Annotated in this window: 17 protein-coding genes and 1 pseudogene; 10 read left to right on the top strand and 8 right to left on the bottom strand. The window is 66.9% G+C overall.

Annotation, left to right across the window (positions count from 1 at the left end; genetic code table 11):
• Positions 1-234: 234 nt before the first annotated feature.
• Positions 235-2139 carry a UvrD-helicase domain-containing protein gene (locus tag BM109_RS01030; protein ID WP_093339756.1) on the bottom strand — a complete coding sequence of 635 codons (1905 nt, stop codon included), beginning with the start codon at positions 2137-2139 and terminating at the stop codon, positions 235-237.
• Positions 2136-4127 carry an ATP-dependent nuclease gene (locus BM109_RS01025; protein WP_093339754.1) on the bottom strand — a complete coding sequence of 664 codons (1992 nt, stop codon included), beginning with the start codon at positions 4125-4127 and terminating at the stop codon, positions 2136-2138. Before BM109_RS01025 ends, BM109_RS01030 begins: the two co-directional genes overlap by 4 nt.
• Before the next feature lie 466 nt (positions 4128-4593).
• Between BM109_RS01025 and BM109_RS01020 the strand changes: the two are divergent.
• A pseudogene (locus tag BM109_RS01020) lies at positions 4594-4940 on the top strand (DUF2958 domain-containing protein).
• 46 nt (positions 4941-4986) lie between these two features.
• Here the strand turns inward: BM109_RS01020 and BM109_RS01015 are convergent.
• Entirely contained in the window at positions 4987-5271 is a 285-nt protein-coding gene (locus tag BM109_RS01015; RefSeq protein WP_093339751.1) for a helix-turn-helix domain-containing protein, read from the bottom strand.
• Positions 5272-5505: 234 nt separating this feature from the next.
• Here BM109_RS01015 and BM109_RS01010 point away from each other — a divergent pair, with 234 nt between their 5' ends.
• The 9 genes from BM109_RS01010 to BM109_RS00970 all read left to right on the top strand — a co-directional run bounded on the left by BM109_RS01010 (position 5506) and on the right by BM109_RS00970 (position 12767).
• The gene (locus BM109_RS01010) at positions 5506-5853 is read left to right on the top strand and encodes a DUF2958 domain-containing protein (RefSeq protein WP_093341196.1); all 348 of its coding nucleotides are present in this window, start codon (positions 5506-5508) and stop codon (positions 5851-5853) included.
• A gap of 188 nt (positions 5854-6041) precedes the next feature.
• Positions 6042-6851: a DUF2285 domain-containing protein gene (locus BM109_RS01005; RefSeq protein WP_093339749.1), complete on the top strand. Its 810-nt coding sequence runs from the start codon at positions 6042-6044 to the stop codon at positions 6849-6851.
• 100 nt (positions 6852-6951) lie between these two features.
• Positions 6952-7272, top strand: coding sequence for a helix-turn-helix transcriptional regulator (locus BM109_RS01000; RefSeq protein ID WP_093339747.1), 321 nt, complete (start codon positions 6952-6954; stop codon positions 7270-7272).
• Between the two features lie 21 nt (positions 7273-7293).
• Positions 7294-8175 carry a replication initiator protein A gene (locus tag BM109_RS00995; protein WP_093339744.1) on the top strand — a complete coding sequence of 294 codons (882 nt, stop codon included), beginning with the start codon at positions 7294-7296 and terminating at the stop codon, positions 8173-8175.
• A gap of 289 nt (positions 8176-8464) precedes the next feature.
• The gene (gene parA, locus BM109_RS00990) at positions 8465-9106 is read left to right on the top strand and encodes a ParA family partition ATPase (protein WP_093339741.1); all 642 of its coding nucleotides are present in this window, start codon (positions 8465-8467) and stop codon (positions 9104-9106) included.
• On the top strand, positions 9103-9366 hold the full coding sequence (locus BM109_RS00985; RefSeq protein WP_093339738.1) for a chromosome partitioning protein ParB: 264 nt from the start codon (positions 9103-9105) through the stop codon (positions 9364-9366). Before parA ends, BM109_RS00985 begins: the two co-directional genes overlap by 4 nt.
• Positions 9367-9443: 77 nt before the next feature.
• Complete coding sequence (locus BM109_RS00980) at positions 9444-9953, top strand: DUF2840 domain-containing protein (protein WP_093339735.1); 510 nt, start codon at positions 9444-9446, stop codon at positions 9951-9953.
• Between the two features lie 20 nt (positions 9954-9973).
• Positions 9974-10486 carry a S26 family signal peptidase gene (locus BM109_RS00975; protein ID WP_093339733.1) on the top strand — a complete coding sequence of 171 codons (513 nt, stop codon included), beginning with the start codon at positions 9974-9976 and terminating at the stop codon, positions 10484-10486.
• 328 nt (positions 10487-10814) lie between these two features.
• A complete protein-coding gene (locus tag BM109_RS00970) occupies positions 10815-12767 on the top strand; it encodes a relaxase/mobilization nuclease and DUF3363 domain-containing protein (RefSeq protein WP_093339730.1) in 1953 nt (650 codons plus the stop codon).
• 315 nt (positions 12768-13082) lie between these two features.
• Here the strand turns inward: BM109_RS00970 and BM109_RS00965 are convergent, their stop codons facing one another.
• From BM109_RS00965 to BM109_RS00945, 5 genes are all read right to left on the bottom strand, one after another.
• Entirely contained in the window at positions 13083-14093 is a 1011-nt protein-coding gene (locus BM109_RS00965; protein ID WP_093339728.1) for a phosphotransferase family protein, read from the bottom strand.
• Positions 14093-15397: a phosphopyruvate hydratase gene (eno, locus tag BM109_RS00960; protein ID WP_093339725.1), complete on the bottom strand. Its 1305-nt coding sequence runs from the start codon at positions 15395-15397 to the stop codon at positions 14093-14095. Before eno ends, BM109_RS00965 begins: the two co-directional genes overlap by 1 nt.
• Positions 15394-16347, bottom strand: coding sequence for a C-terminal binding protein (locus BM109_RS00955; protein ID WP_256222245.1), 954 nt, complete (start codon positions 16345-16347; stop codon positions 15394-15396). The genes eno and BM109_RS00955 overlap by 4 nt, the downstream gene beginning before the upstream one ends.
• Before the next feature lie 26 nt (positions 16348-16373).
• Positions 16374-17360: a Bug family tripartite tricarboxylate transporter substrate binding protein gene (locus tag BM109_RS00950; RefSeq protein ID WP_093339721.1), complete on the bottom strand. Its 987-nt coding sequence runs from the start codon at positions 17358-17360 to the stop codon at positions 16374-16376.
• 182 nt (positions 17361-17542) lie between these two features.
• A complete protein-coding gene (locus BM109_RS00945; protein WP_093339718.1) occupies positions 17543-18106 on the bottom strand; it encodes a VOC family protein in 564 nt (187 codons plus the stop codon).
• Between the last annotated feature and the right edge of the window lie 23 nt (positions 18107-18129).

The raw sequence follows: 18129 nt of genomic DNA, 5'->3' as shown, positions 1-18129 counted from the left end.
CGGCGGCTTTCCGTAAAAGCGGCTTCGTGGCTTTGGTGCTGCACGGAAAGCCGCTTGCGTTCGTTTGTGCTTTTGTGCTTTCCCCCATGCACGTGAAATCGCCTATCCGCCTTCGTGCTTTCCGACGGATGCGGTTTCGAGGATTTGGTTTCTTGCGCGGATCAACAATGCCGCCTCGCTTGCGGCGCGTTGCGAAACGCGCCGGCCCAACAGTTCGGTCTGCGCAGTGGGGTATCAAGCCTGCCTGATGGTTGGAACCCCGGCTTGTGCCAGCAGCGCATACAGCGGCTGGATGTCGTTTCGATTCCCTCGCGCCGGGCAGTAGGTGAAGACGACTCGCTGCTTGGCGCGCGTGAAGGCCACAAAGAATCCAGCCGTCGATTCCGTGGTCTCCCTCGCGTAGCTCCACCAGGCCGCATCGTCCAGGCCGACGAAGACGACAGTGTGGTACTCCAGGCCTTTGCTCTTGTGGATGGTCATCAGGGCAACGGCATCGCGGCCGTCGTAGACGTCGAGCGTGGCTGCCCAATCGGTAGCCGAGGCTGCGCTAGAGAACAGGTGCTGGGCCACGCTGTCTTCGACCTTGGCGAGCCAGTCGCCCTGCGCGTAGGCCGGATGCGCCGATTTGAGCCGATCCCGTCCGAGGAAATCGGCCAGTTCGCTGACGAGCGCCGCGGCCTGTTTCTGCGATGTCGGCGGATCCGCGTAGCGTTGCGCCAGTCGCGAAGCGAAGTCGTCGAGCGACTTCGACAGGCGCCGATGGTTGGCGTCCGAGGGGTCGAAGCCCGGCGGCATCATGCCCTCCAGCGTGCGAAGCGCCTCGGCCCAGGCTGCGCCGGCGTTGCGCGTCAGCGCCACGCGCAACAACAGGATGCAGTCGACCGACAGTTCTTCCGTCAACAACTCCTGCAGCTTGAGTGCTCCGACGCTCGCGTCCTCATTGCGCAGTCGCAGGCCGGCTGCCTCGAAATGTGGCGCCAACTCCCGCGCGTAGCTGTCGGCTTTCTGCCGCACCAGCAGCACGAAGTCGCGCGGCTGCAAGCCGTGCGCCTTCATTTCGGCAGCCACATACTTCGCCAGGTGCCGGGCCTCAGCGCGGGCCGACACAAAGTCCCATACCGCGCAGCAATCGCCTGACACCGTTCCTACCGTCTTCGACACGGGTGGCGGCGCGCCTGCGTCCAAGGCTTGGGCGAGCACGTGCTGGATGCGCACGAGGTCCGGCGAAGACCGGTAGTTGCTCAGAAGCGAAATGCGCTTTGCGCCGAAGTCACCCTCGAAGACGTCGAACGGCGCCTCCATCGCCATTGCCCATCTCATGATCTGCTGCTTGTTGTCACCCACGGCGGTGACAACGGTGTCGGTGCCCAGGAATAGCGTGTGGATCAGGTCGTACTGCACCTGCGTCGTGTCCTGAAACTCGTCCATGAAGACGTGGGAATAGGTCAGCGCGTGCGCGCGGCGCGCCGAATCGTTCACGCGCAGCAGCAGTTCGGCGAGGCGTCCAATCATCGGGAAGGTGAGGGTGCTGCGCCTGCCGTCATGGAGCATGTGCTGCCAGAAGGCATCGGCAGCCCACTGTGCCGGGGAGGGCGACGACCAGCCCGCTTCCGGCAGGCGAGCGGCCACGACGTACCTGCGCTCGAAGGTGCCGGGCACGATGGCATGAACCTGCGCCGCCGTGCCCACGCGGTCGCGAGACTCGCTGGCGGAGCGCAGGAACTCCCTGAACAAATCGACCTTCGGGAACAGGATCTCGTAGTCGGGCGTTGGCCGCCAGCGCGGTGGCAGCGCCTGCCCGAAACGATCGAGCAGGTTCTTGGCGAAGGCGTCGAAGGTCACCGAATCGAGCCGACTGGCATGCTCGCGCTGGCAGCGCTGGCCGACGCGTAGCCCCAGGTTGCGCGCCGCATCGCGCTTGAAGGCGATCGCCAGGATGCGCTGCGGGGATGGGCAGGCGCCGGTCTGCAGCAAGTAGGCAGCACGCTGTGCGAGCAGCTCGGTCTTGCCCGCGCCGGGCCCGGCCAGCACCGACCGATGGCCGGTGGAGCGCACGACCTTCAGCGCATTGCCCTCCAGCTGGCTCACACCCACCGGCGTCCAGGCTTGCGCGTCAACGCGGCGCGGCGGCAGGCTCATAGGGTCTGCGCCGGAAGATGATCCTTGATGTGCTGCAGCACCTTCAGCAAGCACTCGGGCATGTCCTTCTTCAGCGTGGCGGACGACACGTGGGTCAGTGCGCGCAGGTGGGTCGCGGGCTTGCTGTTGGTGAGGAAATGGTAGCGGTAGGCGGCCATGTGCTTGGCGAAAGGCTCGGCATCGTCCGTGTAGACCTCGAGGCCTTTGCCGCCCGCACCCAGAACGACGACTGCTGCATCCTCGTTCTTCATTCGCGGGCCGCTGCCTTCGATGGTGGCTTTGTAGGCGTCCGGGAACGCCTGCAGCATCGCAAGGTCCAGGTCGAGCGGCCACGAAAAGAACACGTTGTACTTTTCCAGGTCATCGAGCCACAGGCGCAGGGCCGGAATCTTGGTTTCCCAGTCGTGCATGCCCTCCAGGCTCTTGTCGCTGAGCAGGCCGTCCTTGAGTTCCAGCAACGGCCGCTTGTTCGCGCCATTGGCCAGCAGTTGCTGGATCGAAGTCTTGACTCGGCCGTATCCGCCGCCCTCGCGGCCCAGGTCCAGGTCCAGCAGCGTAGCGAAGGGAATGCCCAGTCCCGTGAGCAGGCGCCAGAAGTGCTGAACGTGCCGGCCGCCCAGTGGTGCAATGGCGACGAACGAGGGGTCGAGCAGGAGCCCTTGTGCCTCGGCGAGCTTGGGCAGGACGATCCGTTCCGAGTCGCCTTCGACCAGCAGCACAAAGCGGGCGAAGTACAGCTCGGGATACGCCAGCATCGCGCTGCGCACGAACTTGACGGCTTCGGTGCCGTCTTTCGGCATGGGGATCGCCAGGACCGAGGAAGTAGCGCTCTCGGCGTCGCGGCGGCAGTAGCGCACTCTCTCCGGCGGCACGCGGCTGAGCACCGAAGGGGAGTGGCTCGAAATCAGGGCCTGCCCCGCGCCGCCTTTCACCATGCTGCTGATCTGCTGAATGATGCGCGCGAGGTAGTACGGCGAGAGGTGGTTCTCCGGCTCTTCGATAGCGAACAGCGTGAGTGCGGGAATGCTCAGGGCGTCATCCCGAAACCCCTCGACATCCCCCGCGATGACGTCTCGCTCCAGATCGAACACGGCGGCGGCAAGTGCGAAGTAGAAAAGGGATTGCTGGCCGTCGCTCAGTGCCTCCAGCCCCCTGTCTTCGCCGGCGGGACCCTGCTTGAACACGACCCCGATGCGAGCTACGACTTCTTCAAAACGGCGGCTCATGAGACTCAGCCCCGGCTGCGTGTCGATGTCTCCGTCGTGCAAGTAGCTCCAGCGCTTACTCAGGGCTTTGCCAATGGCCTTGATGGCGTCTTCCCCGCCGAAGGCATCGGTCAGTGTCTTGCTCGCCGTGTCGACGGCATCCTCGGTGTCTTGCGACCACTCGATGGCTTTCAGCAGGCGGGCGGCGAGGGCGCCTGTGGTCGCCTTGATCTGCGACTGCGCGTCGCGGTTGGCCGGCGTGTAGTACAGCTGGATGAGGCCGCGCTCGGCCGCCGCGACACCGCTCTTCTGACTCTCCTCGAAATCGTCTTCCAGGCTGTTCACCCAGAACAGTTCCTGGGTGACGGTTCCCTCGGCCGTGCCGTCATCGTCCCAGCGCGCTTCCAAGCGCAGGCGGCAAGCCGGCACCGCGCCGGGAGCGCTGATGTGGATGCGTCGGAACACAGGGGCGACCGTCGCCGCGGTGGCGGAGCCGTCCGCCAGCTCAGGCAGGCGGACTACCACGTCGAGCGATAGCGTCCGGGTGTCCCCGGGCGCCTCCGTTCCCTTTGCTCCGCCGGGAGGCGGAACATGAAAGTCGGCAAGTACGATGGTGCGCTGAGCACGCGTCACGCCGAACAGGCGCATGAGTGCCTGCAGCAGCGCGGTCTTGCCCGCTCCGTTCGGTCCGACGATGGTCGTGAGTTCGGCGTCGAGCGCTACTTTCGTCGGCGCGCCCCCGAAGCAGCGGAAGTTCGTCAGTGTCACGCTCTCGACATGCATGCAATATCTCTTCTTATTGGTTGAACGCGCGCCAAGCCTGACATCTTCACGAAAGAGCAAGCCGAGGCGTTGTGGCAGCAGCAATTTCCAACATTATCGGAAACCGCCATGCCTGCCGAACGCACCGGATCCCCCGGAGGCGCTCGGCCGGTCTGGCGACCATGAAGACGATTGCGGCCTTCCTTCCAGAGACTGCACTGCGCCGAGGCCAGCAATTGGCCCTTACGCATCGAAGCGCAGACCCACGCGCGCCTCTGATGCGACAGAAACAACGAGCAATTGCTGAAGACAGGGCAGGCATGCAGTTCCGCCTACCGTATCACGCCGTTCTCCCCGTCAAGGTTTGCGCTTGCTGCGCCACGCCGGCGGCCAGCGGCCGTCTGCCGAACCCTGACGGCTGCGCTGCGCCGTGCTTCTCCGCGGTCCCGGGCAATCCCGCTCGCGCATTCCTTCCAAGGAGAAGACCATGATCGCACTCATCACCGACGATCAACGCACCGTGCTGCGGGCCAACGGCCGGCAATCCCTCGAAGAGGCGGGCTTCGACCCCGCCCCGGTGGTTAAGCTGTTCACGCCGGACGCCGGCGCGAGCTGGCTGCTGACCGAGATCGACCCAACGAGCCGGACCATGCGTTCGGGCTGTGCGACCTGGGCCTGGGATGTCCCGAGTTGGGCTAGCTGAGCCTAGCCGAGCTGGCGGCCGTGCGCGGCCCTCTCGGGTTGCCGGTCGAGCGCGACCTGTACTTCCGTGCCGAGAAGCGCCTGAGCGTCTACGCGCGCGAGGCGCGCCTGGCCGGGCGCATCGTGACGTAACAGGCGCTGCGGGCGTCGCTGTCGGCGGCGCCCACCTTGGCCCGGATCAGGCCTGGCCGTCCTGAAGGGCGGCAAGCTCGCGCTGCACCCGCGCGAGCAGCTTGTCCGCGCCCTTGGCGTCGAGCCCGTAGGCCAAGGCCAGCAGTGTCAGCGGATGGACCTGCATCACCGCGCACAGCTCGTCCACTTTGCTGAGCGTCGGGTTCTTGATGCCCCGTTCGAGCGAACTCATGTACGTGCGGCTCGATACCTCCGAGAATGCTTCCTGGCTCAGGCCACGGGATTTTCGGAGGGAACGGAGCGCAGTGGGAAATGAGTTCTTCAGAGTCATCAATGGACTTAGGACAAGTCCAAGATGACACCGCATGGACATCTATAGGGCTACAATCTATAGGGCTCATTTTTGCGGGTTAGCTCGCTTGCAATCCCGTTGGCGCGCTTTATGCTGACCCTGAGTCCAGCACATGATGGCCTGCACAAGACACCGTTCTACGCCCGCTGCACCCAAGCAGCGGTTGATCGTCGTATCGTTTCAGGGCGGTCGTGCCGCTCGCAGAGGGTGTTGGTGACCGCGCTCATCACCGAGGAGCAGCGCAGGCAACTGCTCGACAACGGCAACGCAGCGGCGAGCGGTGCGCAAACCGATCCCTGGCCGGTGGTCAAGTTGTTCACGCCCGATGCGCACGCCATTTGGTTGCTCGTGCAACTCGATCCACACGACGAAGACACGGCGTTCGGCCTGTGCGACCTTGGCATGGGCGCGCCGCGCCTGGACCACGTGCGGCTGTCCGACCTGCAAAGCATTCGCGGCCCACGCGACCTCCCGGTGCTGCGCGATACGCACTTCGTGCCAAAGCGCTCGCTGTCCGAATACCTGCGCCGCGCCGAGGCCGACGGCTCGATCAACGACTGAAACGGGCATCGGTCGGACGTGTCGCGGGCTGTAGGCGCGCTCCTTTATCATGGATGCAGCGGCGCAAGGGCGGCCGCAAGCGGCATCGCCTGCCATTCCGATCCCGACATCCAACACCGAGACAAGCACGCTACCGCTCTGACCGAACTGCCGCCCGTCGCGCCACCTGCGAGCAAGGAGGTCTCGATATGGGCGCACGTGCGAACGACTGGCATCCGGCGGCCGCGTACCTCTACGCCCTGACGCTGGACGGGCCGGCGCTGGCCTGGGAATATCTGCGGCGCAATCCGCAGTACCGGGCCGACTACGGCCGGCATGCGTGCGGCAGCGCCAACGAAGCCGCGCACGCGGCCCCCTGGGGCCTGCGCATGCTGGAAGACCCCGCACGCGATGCGCGCTACGCGCAGCCGGCATGGCTGCCCGATCCTGACGGCCTGCCGCAACTCCACCCTGACGCGGCCGCGGCGCCCGATGCGCCGGTCTTCGCGCTGTGGGGCATCCCGGGTCGCAGGCAGCTCGTGCATGACGGACAGCGCTTGCAGCTGACCGCCTATCGCCCCGAGGGCACGCTGCGCGTCGCGTTCTCGCCTTCGCTTGAGCACGGCATGGCCTACGCCCATGGCTTGGCCGCCGGCGCGCGGTTGCGCGAGCGCTGGCGCGCCGCGGCCGCCACGATGGAGCGCTTCGACGCCTACTACGGCCGCGACGCCGCGCAGCGGCCCATCCATGCCGCCGCCCACGCCCACGACCGACCGGACCGCATCGCGCTGCTGCACATGCGCAGCCTGCAGGCGCTCGACGGCTTGGCCGCGGGCGCCACACAGCGCGAAATCGCCCAGGCGATGTTCGGCGCGGCGGTGGTAGCCGAACGCTGGCACGACCTGGGCGAGATGCGTGCCCAGGTACGCAGACTCGCGCGCCGCGGCTTGGCGCTTGTGGACGGCGGCTACCGGCGTCTGCTCCAGATCGAAGCGGCCGGGGACGGACGTTCAGGCTGACGCTCGAACGTCCGTCCTCGGAACGCCGGGCTTTCCTGAGACTGCCTCTATCCGGCGGCGCTTCGCCCGTCGGTGACACGCACCGACGGAGGCCCATCCCATGAGACCCGCTGCGCTGCGGCCCCAGGCCGCACCTTCATTGACGCCCCAGCCGGCGTCGACCAACGCAACCACGGCGCCGACCTCGGCGCTGTCGCGCTACCTCACCAACGACGAGGCGGCCGCCTTCCTGCGACTGTCGCCGCGCACGCTGGAGAAGCAGCGCGTGATCGGTGGCGGGCCGCGCTTTCGCAAGTTCGGCCGGCGCGTGATGTACGCGCTGTCCGATCTGGAAGCCTGGGCCGACGCCCGCAGCTTCGAGGCGACCTGCGACCCCGAGTACGTCGAGCTGCGCGGCGCGCGCCGCGACAGCGGGCGTTGATCGTCATGGACACCGCAGTCAATGGCCGCCCCGCGCGATCAGCAGCGCGAGCAGCTCGAACTGTTCCATGCCATGCCGGGCGAGATGCCCGCGCGCGACGTGCAGGACCTGATGGCCTACCCGTTCTTCTCGCTCGCCAAGAGCCGGCGCACGGTGCCGATCGACTTCCGCGCGGGGCCGGTGACGGTACGTGTGGAGGGCACGGCCGAGCACGGCATCGCGACGATCTGGGATGCCGACATCCTGATCTGGGCCGCCAGCCAGATCGTCGAGGCCCGCGATGCAGGCCTGCGCAGCTCGCGACTGATGGCCGCGACGCCGCACGAGATCCTGCGCTTCGTGGGCCGCGGCACGTCGCTGCGCGACTACCAGCGCCTGAAGGCTGCGCTCGACCGCTTGCAGTCCACCAGCGTGGCGACCTCGATCCGCCAGCCCAACGCGCGGCGGCTGCACCGCTTCTCGTGGATCAACGAGTGGAAAGAGCGAGCGGACGGGCAGGGCAGGCCGCTGGGCATCGAGCTGATCCTGCCCGACTGGTTCTACGCGGGCGTGATGGACGACAGCCTGGTGCTCACCATCGACGCGAACTACTTTCGTCTGTCGGGCGGCATCGAGCGGTGGCTGTACCGGCTGGTGCGCAAGCATGCAGGCTGGCAGCCGGAGGGCTGGCGCTTCGACTTCATGCATCTGCACCGCAAGTCCGGCAGTCTGGCCCGCTTCGCGGACTTCGCCTGCGACCTGCGGCGCATCGTCGTGCGCCAGCCGCTACCGGGCTACGCACTCGCCATCCTGCGCTCGCGCCGCGGCCCGGAAGTGCTGGCCTTCCGTCCCGTGCCGTCCACGGCACCGCTGCGCCCCGGCGGCAGCTTCGGCGACGGCGCATGGCCTGTGGACAGCCGGTGAACGGGCTCGTGCTATCAGGCGTGCGCGCACTCGTGCTATCAGGCGCAGCGCGCTCGTGCTATCAGGCGTGCCGATGGTCGAAAAAACCTTGCGTTGCGCGGACTTGCGCGCCTCCTAACGTATCTAACGTATTCAATAAAAACCTAACGATAGGAGAGGGCCTCGCGCTGTGGAAAAGCCACGGCGACGCACGGCACGCAGCCGGCACGCACCGCGCGAAGGACGCCGCAAGGCCCACGAGGAAGAAGGCGCAAGACAGGTCCGCCAATATGCTTGCGAGGAGCGCGCCGTGATCATCGCGCTGCTCAACCAGAAGGGCGGGGTCGGCAAGACGACGCTCGCCACGCATCTGGCCGGCGAACTGGCCCTGCTTGGCACGAACGTCCTGCTGCTCGATGCCGACCCCCAGGGCTCGGCACTGGACTGGACGCAGCGGCGCAGCCAGAGCGGCCTGCCGCGCCTGTTCGGCGCCGTCGGCCTGGCGCGCGAGACGCTGCACCAGGAAGCGCCAGAACTCGCGCGCCGCGCCGATCACGTCGTCATCGACGGACCGCCTCGCATCGCGGCACTTGCGCGCTCCGCACTGCTCGCCGCCGACCTTGTGCTGATCCCGGTGCAGCCCAGTCCATACGACGTGTGGGCCAGCGCGGAGATGGTCTCGCTGATCCGCGAAGCGCAGGTGTTCCGGCCGGCGCTTCGCGCGGCCTTCGTCATCAACCGGCGCGTTAGCACCACCGTGATTGGCCGCGAAGCGCGTGGCGCTCTCGCCGACCAGCCGCTGCCCGCGCTGTCGGCCGAGGTGCGCCAGCGCATCGCCTTCGCCGACAGCGTGGCAGCCGGCCGGCTCGTGCGCGAGGTCGACGACGACTCCCCGGCCGCGCGCGAGGTCGCCGCGCTGGTCGCCGAGGTGCTGCGGAGCGGCCAGCCATGAAGAACGGCAAGCGCGTGCAGCGCGTACCTATTGGCGAACGGCCGCCAGCCAACCCACAGGCTGAAGCCTGGGTGCGTGTCGGTGAAGCCAACGATCTCGACGCGCTCGCGCGTGGCGAGGTCTACACCGCGCGACTCACGCTGGACGTGACGCCGGCGCTGCGCGGGCGCATCAAGGTCGCGGCGTTCACGCGCGGCATCACGGTGGCCGACATGCTGCGCGCGCTGCTGGAGCGCGAGTTCCCAGAGGAACGGCCATGAACGCATCGCCATCGACCATTCGACCGGCCGTTGCCTCGCCGGCGAGCGTGCCATCGGACGCGTCTGTGGACACGCCGATGGACTTGCCGCCGCACCTGTCGGTGGCATCGGCCGCCTCCCCGGGCGATCCGCCGCTCACGCGCGTCTCGCTCGCCTACGTCGAGCACCGGATCAACCTGTACCTGCGCTTCGGTCGGCCGCTACGTGAGCTGCGCCTGGACCGCTGGCGGCGCTGTGCGAGCTTCGCACCCGGCGCGGTCTTCTGCCGTGTGCGCTGGGAATCCAACGACTACGGCACGACGCGCTGGCAGCTCATCGTGCTGCAGGCCTGTACACCGGGCGAGCGCATGCAGCGCATCGCTGGCGTTCGTCCCGGCGCGCAGCTGCTGCTGTGCGCCGAAGGCGAAGCGAGGGTGCAGGCGGTGCTGCAACAGATCGACGCCATCGAAGCGCTCGCCATCGACCCAACGCAGGCTGCGCCCGCGTATTGGCGCACGCTTGGCAACCGCCTCGCGGCACGCCAACCGCTGCCGGCCTACGGCACCGAGCGGCATACGGCCTGGCTGCGCGGGGAGGATTTGCGGTGAGCCTGCGCGCGCCTCGCCTTATGCTCGCGCTGTGCGCGGCCCTCGGCATCGCTGCGCTCGCCGCGCCGGCGCTGCACGCGCCCGCCGCGCGCTGGGTCTACAACCCCAGCGACAGCGTGCCGCGCGGCTGGTATCGCATTGAATCGGCGGAGACGGTGGCCGATGCGCTGCACGTCGGCGACATCGTGCTGGCCCGCCTACCGCCCGAGCCCGCCGCGCTCGCTGCGCAGCGTGGCTATCTGCCCGAGCGCATTCCGCTGCTCAAGCGCATCGGCGCGACGGCGCCGCAGCGCGTGTGCGTCGCGCAGCGCACCATCTACGTTGACGACGTGCAAGTGGCTCGCGCGCGCGAGGCCGATGGCCTGGGCCGTGGCCTCCCGCTGTGGTCGCACTGCCGCGCGCTGCGCGCTGGCGAGCTGTTTCTGCTCAGCGCGACGAATCCGGCGTCCTTCGACAGCCGGTATTTCGGTCCCATCGACGTGGCGGCCGTGCTCGGCCGCGCGCAGCCGATGTGGACCTGGGGCACGCGATGACTGCCGCCCTCAGTGCATCAGCGTTGCCGATTTGCGTGCAGGCGGGTTGCACGCGCCTTGCCGCGCAGCCTGCAGCTGACGCGCTTCGTCCGTGCAGGCGATCGCGGACCGACCGTCGGGGCCGGTCGCGCCAGCGATCGGCAAAGACGGAGGGCAAGATAGAAGGGCACGGCACGCGCGGCTGCCGTGGGCCTTGTCTGCACGGGGGTTGGCGCGGCACGGCCTTCGGCCGGCCGCGTGCCGCAAGCGGCGGGAATTGCGCGCCAGCGCTGGCGTTTTCGCGTGTCGCCTGCGCCGCAATGCGCCTTGCTGCGCCGGAGCGGGCGCGATGACATCGCGGGACGACGACCGCTTCCGCGTCCGGCCGGGCCCGCCGAAGGCGCGCCAACCGGGCGGCGGCCAGCGTTTCGTCAACCGCGTGCTTCGCGAGGCGAGCAAGGCCGGCGCGAAGCCGCAGCCCATGCGATCCGGCGCGCGCAGCGCCGCCAAGCTCGGGCGCGGCCACGTCGCAGCGCAGACTTCCGGCCGGCGACTCGGGCCCGGCGCGCGCCGCGTCGTCATAAAGGCCCGCTACGTGGTGCTCAAGCAGGCTGGCGCACGCTCGGTGGAGACGCACCTGCGTTACATCGAGCGCGAGCGGGTGGACCGCGACGGCAGCAAGGGCCACGCCTACGGCCGTACCATCGACCACGCGGACCTGGCCGACTTCGAGGAGCGCGGGCGCGGCGACCGGCACCAGTTCCGCTTCATCGTCTCGCCCGAGGACGCGAAGCAGCTCGAGGACCTGCGCGGCTACACGCGCCACCTGATGACCCGCATGGAGAGCGACTTGGGCAGCTCGCTTGACTGGGTGGCCGTCGATCACTGGAACACGGACAACCCGCACACGCACATCGTGCTGCGCGGCCGCGACCAGACCGGCCAGGACCTGATCATCGCGCGCGACTACATCGCCCACGGCATGCGCCAGCGTGCGTCCGAGCTGGCGACCGAATGGCTCGGGCCACGCACGGAGCGCGAGATCCGCGAGGGCCTGCTGCGCGAGGTGGAGCAGGAGCGTTGGACCAGCCTGGACCGCATCCTGGAGCAGCAAGCCCGCGACCACGGGGTGGAGTTGTCGGCGAGCGACGCCGCCCGCCAGCCACGCACGCTGCTGATCGGCCGGCTGCAGCGGCTCACGGCGATGGGCTTGGCGGAGCCGGACGGGGTTGACCGCTGGCGGCTGCGGCCAGACATCGAGCCCACGCTACGCGCTATGGGCGAGCGGGGCGACATCGTGCGGACCATGCAGCGCGCGCTCGGGTCGCAGCGGCGCGAGATGGTGGTCTTCACGCCAGGCGAGGGCGCATCGCCGGTGGTGGGCCGAGTAGCCGGCAAGGGCCTGGCGGACGAGTTGCAGGAGCGCAGCTACCTTGTGCTCGACGGCATCGACGGCCGCGCGCACTACATCGCGCTACCGGCCGGCACCGAGCTTGAACAGTTCCCAGCCGGTGCCGTGGTCGAAGCGCGCAGCGCGGCTGAGGCACGCGCCGTGGACAAAACCATCGTCGGGCTCGCCGAGGACGGCCTGTATCGCACCGAACATCACCTTGCGGCGCTGCGCGCGCAGCCCGCGCGCGGCGGCGATCCTCAGGAGACCGTGGCCGCGCACGTGCGCCGCCTGGAAGCGCTGCGCCGCACCGGCCTGGTCGAGCGCGTCCCCGGGGGCGCTTGGCGCGTGCCGGCCGACCTGCCCGAGCGGGCGCGACAGCACGACGCGCAGCGCCTGGTCGGCGGTAGCGTGACGCTGCATTCGCACCTCCCGATCGAACGCCAGACGCGCGTGATTGGCGCGACTTGGCTGGACCGGCAGTTGATCGGCGCAGCGGCCGACATCGCGAACAAGGGCTTTGGCGGCGAACTCCGCGCGGCACTGCGCCAGCGTTCCGACTTCCTCATCGAACAGGGACTTGCCGAGCGGCGCGGTGCGCGCCTGGTCCTCGCGCGTAACTTGCTCGCGACGCTTCGACAACGAGATCTCGATGCGGCTGCCCGAGGGATTGCCGGCAAGACGGGGCTGTACTACCGGCCGGTGGCCGATGGCGAACGCGTCTCAGGCATCTACCGACGCAGCGTGCAACTCCCTAGCGGGCGTTTTGCAATGCTCGATGACGGCATAGGTTTTAGCCTCGTACCGTGGAAACCAGTCATCGAGCAGCGCATGGGACAGCGCATGACTGCGATAGTGCGTGGCAGCGGCGTAACCTGGGACCTGGGTCGGCAGCGGGGCCCGAACATTTGAAAAGTCGCGAACTCGCGGCACAGCAACGGACAGGGCAACGCCTCTGTCGTCGCCCAGGCGTGCACACCGAACGACTGCAGGGCAATCCGCAGGCATCACGTCCACCGCCACGGGCTGTCTCACTAGCAGGCGAGGCTACTCGACTCCAGAAACTGGGAAGTCGAAGCGCCTAGCCGTCGCACAGACCGCACTTGCCCGAAAAAGCCGAGTCAATCCGAAAGGACATCAACATTCGGAACGCGACGTCCATTCGCCCGCCACCGATAATCGGCACACTAACCTGCGAGGGCAAAACTTAGGTTGAGGATGGGATAGTTACAGTGGCTGCGATTCAAGAATCGCTTGCCAGGCAGCCCGTACTGTCTCCAGTGCCGCGGCGGGCTGGCGTACCAACGGGACCGCGCAAGCTCGGACTAGGTCCTTGGCGCGTTCGCTTGTTAGATACTCCACCGGCGATTTGCCATCGACTCGGGCCAACAAGAGAGCCGGCAGAAGGGCCGCCGCGCGTGCTTCGACATTCGTGGCAAGCTCCCAGTCCACGCTGGCGAGGTAGCTCGCGCGCAGCGCATGGAACGCGTTCAGCAGCGGGCCCCGTTGCGCCGGCCTCACAAGGCACTTGAGCAAGAGGTGATTTAGGCAGAAAGCCAGGTCGAATGCCGGATCTCCGAACCAAGCGCACTCGGCATCCAACAGCACCGGAGAGTCCGGGCCGACCAGGATGTTCTTGGGGCTGACGTCCCCGTGCACGAGCGCATGGCGCGTCGCCGCCGTTGTTTCAACCAGCGCAGACAGATGAGGCGCAAGCTCCGGGTGCTTCCTGCCGGTCTCCATGAGATAGGGCTCCAGGCGCAGCGCGTAAAAGTTGTCCGTCGTGTCGAAACGCGACCGCGTGGACGGATCGGCTGCACTGGCGCTGTGCAGCTTGGCGAGGATGCTTCCGACCGAAGCGGCAGTGGTCGCCTGCACTCGTCCTGCGAGCAATTGCGCCTTCCACAGCGGATAGTCCTCGGCGGGAAGGAATGCCATGGCGAAAAGGCCTTCCACTGGATCATGGGCGAGGGGTTCGGGCACTGCCTGTGGCACATGTTTCGCCGCAAATTGCAGCCAGTCCCACTCGAACGCATTGCGCGAGACCGGGGCCTCCCAGTTGGCCGCAACTTTGAGTTTGGGCAACGCTCTCTTGATGCAGATTTCACGCGCCGGCGTCTTCACGCGCCAGATGTCGGACGACACGCCCCCAGCCAAAGGCGTCCATTGCACAGGTTCGCCCGGTTGGCCGAGGCCGGCCCGCAAGAAGAACTGCCGCACCCCTTCGTCTGGCTCCATCACTCGCGATCTCCGTTCCATGCTTGATAGGCAGACATCTCTGCAAAGGGCGCATGCGTAGACTCTTCAATGCGCAGCAGTTGGTTGTACTTGGCGAGGCGGTCCGAGCAGCGTACGGAGCCGATCTTGATGTGGCCCGCACCCGTGCCCACTGACAGGTCCGCAATGAACGAATCCTCGGTCTCTCCGGACCGCGCGGAAATCACAGCAGCGTAGCCCGCCTCTCTCGCGCGCGCGATCACCTGCAGCGTGCCGGTGAGGGTGCCATTCTGGTTCACCTTCACGAGAATGCCATTGGCCACCTTCGATTCGACGCCTCTTTGCAGGCGCTCAAAATTCGTGGTGAAAAGATCGTCGCCTACAAGCTGGACACGGGAGCCGAGCTTAGAGGTGAGCAGCTCCCAATCGCCCCAGGCCTCTTCGTCCAATCCGTCTTCTATCGAACACACGGGAAACTCTGCGACCCATTCCCCGAGCATCGAAACCATCTCGTGCGCTGTGGCCACCCGGCCCTCGCGGCTCAGCGCGTAGCGCCCCCCGTGTGCCTTCAGCGAACTGGCAGCCACATCGATCGCGATGCTCATGTCGACGCCGGGGCGAAACCCCGCTCTACTAAAAGCCTCCACCATCAGTAGCAGGGCATCGCGCCCCGTGCGAAAGCCAGGGCTTAGGCCCCCCTCATCGGCTAGCAGTGTAGGCAAGCCCCGCTCGGCCATCAGCTCGCCCGCAGCGGATCGGACCTTGGCGACCTGCGCAATCGCTTCCTCGATGGACTTGGCGGCCACCGGCACAGCAAGGAAGTCCTGCACGTCCATGCCTCGACCTGCGTGTAGGCCACCACTCAGGATATTAACCATGGGCATGGGCATGACCGGGCGGCGACAGCCTGCAAGAACGGCGATGCGCTCATGCAAGGCCTGTCGTGAAGAGGCCGCGCTTGCGCGGCATAGAGCAAGCGAGACGCCAAGGATCGCATTCGCACCGATCCGCGAGAGATTGGGTGTGCCGTCGATTTCTCGCAGGCGTCGGTCCGCTTCCGCCTGGTCCATGGCATCGAAGCCGATGAGCGCACGGGCGAGTTCGCCGTTGACGTTCGCGACCGCCTTCTTCACGCCAAGACCGGCGTACGCAGCAGGATCGCCGTCGCGCAGCTCGTGAGCTTCCGAGGCGCCTGTGGACGCGCCCGAGGGAACGGAGGCGCGTCCGAGCGAACCGTCTTCGAGTTCGACGTCCACTTCCACGGTAGGGCGGCCCCGTGAATCGAGGATTTGCCTCGCGCGAATCGTGCGGATACTGGTGTTCATGGCTTTGCTGAGTTCTGTGGCTGGTTCATGGGATGGTGCGGCGGCTGCCCGTTCAAGACACGAACGACTTCTTCGCAGGCGCGACGGCGCAGCTCGACGAGCGATGCGTCGGAGGAAAACGCAATGTGGGGTGTGAGCAGAGCGGTCGGCAATTCGGCAAGCGCCTGGGGAACCACCGGCTCGGTGTCCAGGACGTCCAACGCGGCACCGCCCAGATGCCCCGATGCGAGCGCATGGACGAGGGCGCCGGTATCGACGATCGGACCACGGCTCACGTTCACCACGAGCGCGCCGGGGCGCATCAGCGCGAACCGAGCGGCATTGAACAGCGCGCGGGTCTCTGGCGTGAGTGGAGCGTGGATGATGACCACATCGCTGCTGCTCAGCAGTTCGTTGAGATCGACTTGGCGGACATGAGGGTCCTTGACCTTGCCGGGGTCGTTGACCAGCAGCGGGCAGCCCCACGGGCGCAGCTTCTCCGCCGTGCGGCGTCCGATGCGGCCGAAGCCCACGATGCCGACAGTGAGCTCGGACAGGCGCTTCAGCCGTGCAGAGCCGGGCTCCCAGTGCCCCTGCCGCACCTCCAGTCCGTGTCGTGCGATGCCGCGCGACCAGGCGAGAACGAGTGCCAGGGCGTGATCGGAGACCTCCTCGACGCAGTAGTCTGGAACGTTCGTCACGAGGATGCCGCGTCGTGAGGCTTCAGCAACATCGATGTTGTCCAGGCCTACCCCCAGGCGTGCCACGATGCGAAGGTCCTGGGCCGCCGCGATCGCTTGCGCGTTGACCTGGGCCCAGCAGGTGAGGATAGCCGCGGGCTGGTGGCCGCGTGCCAGCCTCGCGATCTCCTCGGCGGCTACGGGCGAGGCTGGGCCGCAGACCAACTCGAAGCCGGCTGCGCCGATGATTTGGGCCTCGATGTGGGTGTCAGGCCACGCGAAATCGGTCAAGAGTACTTTCTTCACAGCGGCTACTCCTACTCGCGCTCTATCTTGCGCGTCTCAACAATCGCGCCGAACTTGGTGATGTCGCGCTCAACCTGCTCACGGAACTGCTCGGGGGTGCTCCCCGCGGCTTGGCCGCCAAGTTCGGCAAGCTTCTGCTGGACCTCAGACTGCGCGAGCACCTTGCGCAGTTCGGCGTTGATACGGTTCACGATCACTGAAGGCGTGTTCGGCGCCACCGAGATACCCAGCCAGGATTCATATTGCACGGCCGGCAAGGTGGCAGAGAGGGTGGGCACCGAAGGCAGTAAGGGGAAGGGCTGCGCCGAACTCACCGCCAGTGCGCGGATCTGGCCGGATTGCACTTTCGACAGCGCCAGCGTCATCGTCTCGATGTACAGATCCACCCGGCCGGCCACGATTTCGTTGAGAGCGGGCGCGCCGCCTTTAAAGGGAACATGCGTCATGGCGACGTTGCCTTCCGCATTGAGCCACTCACCCAGGAGATGGTGACCCGTACCGACCCCGGCGGAGGAGTAGCTGACCGTCCCCGCGCCTTGCTTGGCCGCTTTGAGCACGTCCGCAAAGGTCTTGTACGGCGAATCCGGCCGGACGCCAATCAGCATCGGATAGGTGGTAATCGTGGACACCCAGGTGAAATCGCGGACTGGGTGGAAGGGCAGGGATTTGCGCAAAACGGCTTGCGTCGCGTGGCCGCTAGGCACGAGCAGCCATGTGGAGCCGTCCGGAGTGGATTTGGCCACTGCTTCGGCGGCAATCGCGCCCCCGGCCCCTGAGCGGTTGTCGACCACGATCGGTTGACCCAGTACTGTCGCCATCTTCGTCGCAATCAAGCGTGCTACGGCGTCCGCCCCGCCGCCGGCGCTGAAGCCAACCAAAAACTTGATCGGCTTGTCGGGGAAGGCGGTAGCGGGCTGCGCCAAGGCCAAGCCGGGCAGGCTCGCAGCGAGCCCAAGGGACGCCAGAACGCTGCGGCGCGGCCGCGAGAGAGAAAACATGCTTGTCTCCGGAGTCGTTGTGTGAGGGACCTAGGAGCGCGCACAGCAGAAGCGCCCCGTCGCGGAAAGTTGTGCCTTCCGGGGCCCTTGACCCGCTGGCACTTCTAAGAGAATCGCGCCTGCGCGACTCTGAGAGGCTGAACCTTGGGCAGCCACTCTGGAATCCTTCTGCCGCCGTGCTCCTAGGCGTCGGCGCGCCGGGTGAGGCTCGAGATCGGTTCGCCAGCTTCGTAGCGGCTTAGCATCTCTTCCGCGTCGAACAGAATCCCGATGGGATTGTTGGTGAAGGCTTCGCCCTGCATCCAGGCCGTCGATTCGTCGGCCGTCGGGAACACGTCAATCTGTAGTTCGACCTCGTTGCCGTCCGGATCGCTGTAGTACATCGAGACGGTGGGGCCATGCACGATGGTGCGGTGCGGCAGGATGCCGGCCGCCTTCAGGCGCACATAGTTCTGTAGAAGCTGCGGCAGACCCTCGTAGGTGAAGGCGACGTGAAAGAAGCCGACGGCGGGGGAGGGTGGTCGGTCCGCGAGTTCGTCGGAGCCGATCAGCGCGATGCGGTGGTGCTCCTCGTCGTAGGTGAGGAAGGCGATTCGTTCGCTAGCGAAAACGACGTGCGCGCCGAGCACGGTGCAGTACCAGTCAACTAGGACTTTCAACTGACGCGTGCGAAAGACAATGTGGGCTAACCTTGAAGGGCTCACCGGGTCTGGCGAAATCGAGGGTCTGTGTTCGTGATTGGTCATATGTGAGGCTCTCGTCAAGCGTG

It is taken from the genome of Variovorax sp. PDC80, assembly GCF_900115375.1.
Classification (GTDB): Bacteria; Pseudomonadota; Gammaproteobacteria; order Burkholderiales; family Burkholderiaceae_C; genus Variovorax.
This window is presented reverse-complemented; position numbering and strand designations above follow the sequence as displayed.

Excerpts from the sequence above, each read along its gene's own strand:
- eno (WP_093339725.1), bottom strand. The coding sequence starts at position 15,397 with ATGAACACCAGTATCCGCACGATTCGCGCGAGGCAAATCCTCGATTCA.
- BM109_RS00975 (WP_093339733.1), top strand. The coding sequence starts at position 9,974 with ATGCTCGCGCTGTGCGCGGCCCTCGGCATCGCTGCGCTCGCCGCGCCG.
- BM109_RS01025 (WP_093339754.1), bottom strand. The coding sequence starts at position 4,127 with ATGCATGTCGAGAGCGTGACACTGACGAACTTCCGCTGCTTCGGGGGC.
- BM109_RS00950 (WP_093339721.1), bottom strand. The coding sequence starts at position 17,360 with ATGTTTTCTCTCTCGCGGCCGCGCCGCAGCGTTCTGGCGTCCCTTGGG.
- BM109_RS01030 (WP_093339756.1), bottom strand. The coding sequence starts at position 2,139 with ATGAGCCTGCCGCCGCGCCGCGTTGACGCGCAAGCCTGGACGCCGGTG.
- BM109_RS00970 (WP_093339730.1), top strand. The coding sequence starts at position 10,815 with ATGACATCGCGGGACGACGACCGCTTCCGCGTCCGGCCGGGCCCGCCG.
- BM109_RS00945 (WP_093339718.1), bottom strand. The coding sequence starts at position 18,106 with ATGACCAATCACGAACACAGACCCTCGATTTCGCCAGACCCGGTGAGC.
- BM109_RS01015 (WP_093339751.1), bottom strand. The coding sequence starts at position 5,271 with ATGACTCTGAAGAACTCATTTCCCACTGCGCTCCGTTCCCTCCGAAAA.
- BM109_RS00995 (WP_093339744.1), top strand. The coding sequence starts at position 7,294 with ATGGCCGCCCCGCGCGATCAGCAGCGCGAGCAGCTCGAACTGTTCCAT.
- BM109_RS00980 (WP_093339735.1), top strand. The coding sequence starts at position 9,444 with ATGGACTTGCCGCCGCACCTGTCGGTGGCATCGGCCGCCTCCCCGGGC.
- BM109_RS01000 (WP_093339747.1), top strand. The coding sequence starts at position 6,952 with ATGAGACCCGCTGCGCTGCGGCCCCAGGCCGCACCTTCATTGACGCCC.
- BM109_RS00985 (WP_093339738.1), top strand. The coding sequence starts at position 9,103 with ATGAAGAACGGCAAGCGCGTGCAGCGCGTACCTATTGGCGAACGGCCG.
- BM109_RS01005 (WP_093339749.1), top strand. The coding sequence starts at position 6,042 with ATGGGCGCACGTGCGAACGACTGGCATCCGGCGGCCGCGTACCTCTAC.
- BM109_RS00965 (WP_093339728.1), bottom strand. The coding sequence starts at position 14,093 with ATGGAGCCAGACGAAGGGGTGCGGCAGTTCTTCTTGCGGGCCGGCCTC.